This is a genomic window from Vannielia sp. (genome assembly GCF_029212645.1).
GTDB lineage: Bacteria > Pseudomonadota > Alphaproteobacteria > Rhodobacterales > Rhodobacteraceae > Vannielia.
The window spans coordinates 14,441-17,787 of the sequence record NZ_JARGND010000052.1 but is presented as its reverse complement, the minus strand read 5'-3'; the positions used below and the strand labels follow the sequence as shown (position 1 = coordinate 17,787).

Below are 3,347 nucleotides of genomic sequence, written 5' to 3'. Positions count from 1 at the left end.
GGGGCGATACCGGCCCGCTCGGCACCGAAGAACACATGCTTGAGGGCGAAGACGTCTACCGCCGCGCCCGCGACCTGCTGGATGAAATCCGCAAGCGCTCCTCCGAGCAGGGCCGCCCGGATGTTGAGTTGGAATACCTGCGCCGCCTGCTCGACAGGTTTTAACCCCGCCGCACAGGCCAGCGTTCACAAAACCGCAGCCGGGTTTTCGCAGCCGGGTTACTGTCTCGAAGACGCGCCGCGCAGCAGATCGTCCAGCCAAAGCCGTCCGGCGTTGACAGAGTTGATATAGCTGGTGATCGACGTTTCCAGCGCAGGCACCGCGCGGGCCACCTTGGGGCCGTGCAGATAGAGCAGTGCCAAGCCAAGGAAGATTACCACCATCAGGCCAAAGCCCATACGGAAGCCGCGTTTCTTGCGCTGCTCCTCAACCACCGCGCCCGGCTGTTCGGCACTGCGCGACGGGTCTGCACTGGCTCGCAGGGTCGAGTTGATCTCTTCGATATCGGGCAGCATCTCGCTGCGGTGCGCCGCACGCCCGGAAAGTGCGGCAACGGCGGCGGCAGGGTGCTCACCGCGCATCCGCGCCTTGTGGCTTTCGGAGGCAACCACCCGTTCGTCAGGTTCCGGCAGATCATCGGCCCCCTCTGCGGCCGCCTCCGGCGTAGGCGCGGCGTTTGGCTCTGGCTCCGGGCTCGCCTCTGGCTCTGGCGATGGCTCTGGGGCAGGGCGCGCTTCGGCGGCGCGCGCGGCCTTCTCGCGCTCTGCCTCCTCGCGCAACACATCCATCACCGCCGAATCCAGCGCGCGGCGCTGTGGCGGCACCGGGGCAGGCTCTGGCTCAAGGTCCGGCTTTGGCGTGGCATCGGGCTGCGGGGTGATCCGGGTGGTTTCCTGCGGCGCAGGCTTTGGCGCAGGTTCGGGGCTGGCCTCCGCTTCCGGCTCCGTTTCCGGCCCCGGCTCGGGATCAAAGCCGGGCGGCGGCGCAGCCTCTTCCCCCTCCGGCATTTGAAACCAGGTATGCCCACAGTTGGAGCATTGCACATCGCGACCGCCATCGGGGATGATCGAGCCATCCACCGCGTATTGCGCCCCGCAGTTCGGGCATATGAGCCGCATCCGAACCCCCTCGATCCCAACCATACTCAGTTGAGCGCCTCTGTTTATTTTGGGCAAGTTTATCAACCGTTGCACGATAAGCAAAGAAATAGCGTTAACCTGCCGGTTACGGCAATTGCAACCGCGCCACGCCTGCGTCACAAGGGGCTTTGTGGTATTTCGAGGGGGTTACGGGTGATCGAGCTTCAGAACGTGGCGTATAATTATGGCGGGGGCGAGCTGCTTTCGGACATTTCGCTGCGCCTTGCACCGGGGTCGTTCCACTTTTTGACCGGGCCATCGGGCGCGGGCAAAACCACGCTGCTCAAGCTGTGCTACCTTGAACTTGCGCCCACCTCCGGGCGGGTGTCGCTGTTTGAGCAACCGGGCACCGGCTTTTCGCGCGATGATGTGGCGCGCGCGCGCCGCCGCATCGGCGTTGTGCATCAGGATTGCCAGTTTCTCGATCACCTGCCGCTTTACGATAACGTGGCCCTGCCGCTCACCGTGTCGGGCAAGGATGTGAGCGCCGAGCAGACAAACATCTCGGAGCTTCTCAAATGGGTTGGCCTGGAAGATCACGCCGGGGCGCTGCCCCCCTCGCTTTCGGGCGGGGAACGCCAGCGGGCGGCTTTGGCCCGTGCGGTGGTGATGTCACCCGATATCGTGCTGGCCGATGAGCCTACCGGCAACATTGATTGGGAGATGGGCCAGCGCCTGCTGCAACTGCTGATCGAGCTGAACAAGATGGGCAAGACCATCCTGATCGCCACCCATGATCTCAACCTGATCCGCACCGCCAAATCCAAGGTGGCGGCGCGGGTGCTGCGCATCAACAACCGCCGCCTCCAGCTTGCGGGGGCCGACCTGTGAGCGGGCCGGTGCAAAGGATTGCCGCCGCCATCAAGGGCCGGATCGCGCCGCTTTGGGCTTTTGTGCAGGGCGACGGGCAAAGTGACCGGGTGGTGCCGCCTTCGGGCTTCACCGCGCAGCTCACGCTCTTTACCTCTGGCGCCATGGCGTTTCTGGCGGTGTTTGCGCTCGCGCTCTCCATGGCAACGAGCCGCGTGGCCACCCGCTGGTCGGATGAGCTGGCGCGCTCTGCCACCCTGCGCATCTCTGCCCCGGACGAGCAGATGGCCGCGCAAACCGACCTGGCCCTCGAAGTGCTCGAAACCACCCCCGGCGTCGCCTCCGCCCGCCGCATCCCCGAGGCCGAACAGCGTGAATTGCTGGCCCCATGGCTCGGCGTGGACCTCCCGCTTGATAACCTGCCCGTGCCGGTGCTGATCGAGGTGGTTGAGGAAGACGGGCTGGATGTGGCCGGCCTCAAGGCGCGGCTGGCCGGCGAGGTGCCGGGCGCTGTTTATGACGATCACTCCCGCTGGCGCGCCCCGCTGATCAAGGCGGCAGCGCGGCTGCGGTTACTGGGCGTTTTCGCGCTGGGGCTGATCGCGGCCTCCATGGCGGCGATGATCACGCTCGCCGCGGGCTCGGCCCTTGCCGCCAACGCCCGCGTTATCGCCACGCTGCGGCTGGTTGGCGCACAGGATGTGTATATCGCCCGCGCCTTTGTGCGCCGCTTCACCCAGCGCGCGCTGATCGGGGCCTGCATTGGCACGCTTCTGGCCATGCTCGGGCTGGCCTTGCTGCCCTCGGCGCAGGCGGGCGGCTTCCTCACCGGGATCAGCTTTGGCGGCGCAGGCTGGTTGCTGCCGCTGCTGGTGCCGCTCCTTGCCGCCGTCACCGCCTTTGCCGCCACCCGTGCGGCGGCGCTGCGCACCCTGCGGAGGCTCACCTGATGGGCCGCGCGGTGCAATGGCTGCGCTCGGCGGTTTTCGTCGGGCAGATGTATCTGATGATGGCGGTGCTGGCGCTGTTCTTCACCCCGATCATGATCTTTGATCGGCGCGGCGCAAACTGGGGCATCCGCACCTATTGCCGCTATGTCCGCTGGTCGGCTCGCTGGATGGTGGGCCTGCGCAGCGAAGTGCGCGGCCCGGTCCCCGAGGGTGAGGTGCTGATCGCCTCAAAGCACCAATCCTTCTTTGATATCATCCTGCTCTGCTCGGTGCTGCCCCGCCCCAAGTTCATCATGAAAAAAGAGCTGATGTATGCGCCTATCCTCGGCCAATACGCCCTGCGCATTGGCTGTGTGCCGGTGGATCGCGGCAAGCGGGCGCAGGCGATCCAGAAGATGATGAAAGACGTCTCCAGCGGTGCCCAGCGCCCCGGCCAGATGATCATTTA

Annotated in this window: 5 protein-coding genes; 4 read left to right on the top strand and 1 reads right to left on the bottom strand. The window is 65.8% G+C overall.

The genetic code is table 11. The annotated features are described in order from the left end of the window. Positions 1 to 164 (top strand): DUF4175 family protein (locus P1U55_RS13775; protein ID WP_301048197.1); only part of this gene is annotated, 164 nt, incomplete at its 5' end. A gap of 54 nt (positions 165 to 218) precedes the next feature. On the opposite strand, the gene P1U55_RS13770 is transcribed toward P1U55_RS13775, so the two are convergent. Next, entirely contained in the window at positions 219 to 1,118 is a 900-nt protein-coding gene (locus tag P1U55_RS13770) for a zinc-ribbon domain-containing protein (RefSeq protein WP_301048195.1), read from the bottom strand. A 174-nt stretch (positions 1,119 to 1,292) separates the two neighbouring features. On the opposite strand from P1U55_RS13770, the gene P1U55_RS13765 reads away from it, so the two are divergent. From P1U55_RS13765 to P1U55_RS13755, 3 genes are all read left to right on the top strand, one after another. Next, on the top strand, positions 1,293 to 1,970 hold the full coding sequence (locus P1U55_RS13765) for an ATP-binding cassette domain-containing protein (protein WP_301048194.1): 678 nt from the start codon (positions 1,293 to 1,295) through the stop codon (positions 1,968 to 1,970). Positions 1,971 to 1,978: 8 nt separating this feature from the next. Beyond that, positions 1,979 to 2,899: a cell division protein FtsX gene (locus P1U55_RS13760; RefSeq protein ID WP_301048193.1), complete on the top strand. Its 921-nt coding sequence runs from the start codon at positions 1,979 to 1,981 to the stop codon at positions 2,897 to 2,899. Then, on the top strand, positions 2,899 to 3,347 hold a 449-nt coding region (locus P1U55_RS13755), incomplete at its 3' end, for a 1-acyl-sn-glycerol-3-phosphate acyltransferase (protein WP_301048192.1). The genes P1U55_RS13760 and P1U55_RS13755, both read left to right, overlap by 1 nt.